The organism is Lamprocystis purpurea DSM 4197, from assembly GCF_000379525.1.
In the GTDB taxonomy this organism is placed as follows: Bacteria; Pseudomonadota; Gammaproteobacteria; order Chromatiales; family Chromatiaceae; genus Thiodictyon; species Thiodictyon purpureum.
On record NZ_KB902470.1, the window covers coordinates 1 to 1,401 of the forward strand.

General features: G+C 52.7%; 1 protein-coding gene and 1 pseudogene. One reads left to right on the forward strand and one right to left on the reverse strand.

Features of this window, described 5'->3' with window-relative positions; genetic code table 11:
* Positions 1-210: pseudogene (locus A39O_RS32890) on the forward strand (IS4 family transposase); the annotation flags it as partial.
* Positions 211-481: 271 nt separating this feature from the next.
* Here A39O_RS32890 and A39O_RS38180 read toward each other — a convergent pair.
* Entirely contained in the window at positions 482-1,267 is a 786-nt protein-coding gene (locus A39O_RS38180) for a class I SAM-dependent methyltransferase (protein ID WP_083924608.1), read from the reverse strand.
* Between the last annotated feature and the right edge of the window lie 134 nt (positions 1,268-1,401).

The following is a 1,401-nucleotide window of genomic DNA, read 5'->3' on the forward strand; positions in this document are numbered from 1 at the left end:
TGGCAACAGCGGGGCGGCGGGACCCGCGACGCGGTGGTGATCCGCGCCCTCTTGGTGTTGATCGCCGAACCCCGGGTCGGCTTGCGGCGGGGGCGGATTGAACCGCGGGCGTTGAAGCGTCGGCTCAAGAACTATCCGCTGTTGACCAAGCCCCGGCGCCTCGCGCAGGAGGAGGTCCGCCAGAACGGCCACCCCAAGAAACAGCGCTGAACACGCCGATTTTTGGGCATGAACCGCGATGCTAACTCGCTGATTTAAAGATGCTCTCGGCTTATCTTTGCGCCATTCTGGTTAGAGCGGCGATTTCTTCTCCGATCTCCCCCGCTGAGATCATCGCATTGGCGCCTCAACGACTAGCCGTTGGCGATTGACACGGACCTTAGAATCCGCCCCCATCCTCGTCACAGCCGTACCCGTGCGAGGACAGACGGATGTGCTTTTAGAACCCCCTTGCCTCAACACCACTAAAATATCACAGCCATTAGGTCCGAGGGTCGCCGGCCGCTGCTCGCCGTTTTAGCACTATTCCGCAAAACTGATTACCAAATCGCCCTAACAGTGAGTCTAGAATAAGTTTAACGGCTTTCACGCAGAGAAGCCCCATGTTACTCCCCAAAATCGCAAGAAATCTTGCATAAACGAGATTGTGATGCCAAAAAGTAAACACATGGCACTCGAAGTTGTCTGGTCCAAGAAAGCTTGATGCGACTTGCTCAAGGAATCTTTCTTTCCAGCGAAATACATAATTTACCGCTGTTCCATTTCTCTCCCAGGTAGTCCCTGATAAGCGACAAATAAGAGTGTCATGCCCTTCCAAGAATACAATGCCGCTTCTTCCGATCCGAAGCATCTCGGTTAGCCCTTGCACTGGTGATTGTAAATGGTGGAGCCCATCCTGGACAAACACGATATCAAAGCTATCTTTCGCTAGACCGGTTTGCTCCGCATCCAGGACTAAACCCTTAAGTCTCACATCGCGTTGCAACGCAGCCCGAACCCCTTCCTCCGCCAGGTCAGAGACCGTCACATCCAAGAATCCAAGATCACACAAGATGCTGCCTTCCAAACCTTCCCCCGCACAAAGGACAAGAATGCTGCTATCCTTTGTGAGCCTACCATTTGCGGCAGAGACAAGGCGCTTTATGCTTTCATCAATGCGCCAGGAAACGATATATTTTATCGCTGGATCATTCGATAGCACGTGCTCCCGTGAACCCGCAGTGAACACCAAATTGTGCTGTTCTCGTTGCTGCTGCTTATGAGTCATGGCTACTTTATGGCCTCAAAAAATAGCGAGTCAGGTCGATTAGTGAAGGTTCACTAACAAGTTACTCATTCTAGCTCAGGCGGCCTCTGTCTGGTGGCGGCCATTGATGCGCATTTGGAGTTCAAGGCTTCAGC

Bases quoted from the DNA above. Each gene is read 5' to 3' on its own strand.
- A39O_RS38180 (WP_083924608.1), bottom strand. From the start codon at position 1,267: ATGACTCATAAGCAGCAGCAACGAGAACAGCACAATTTGGTGTTCACT.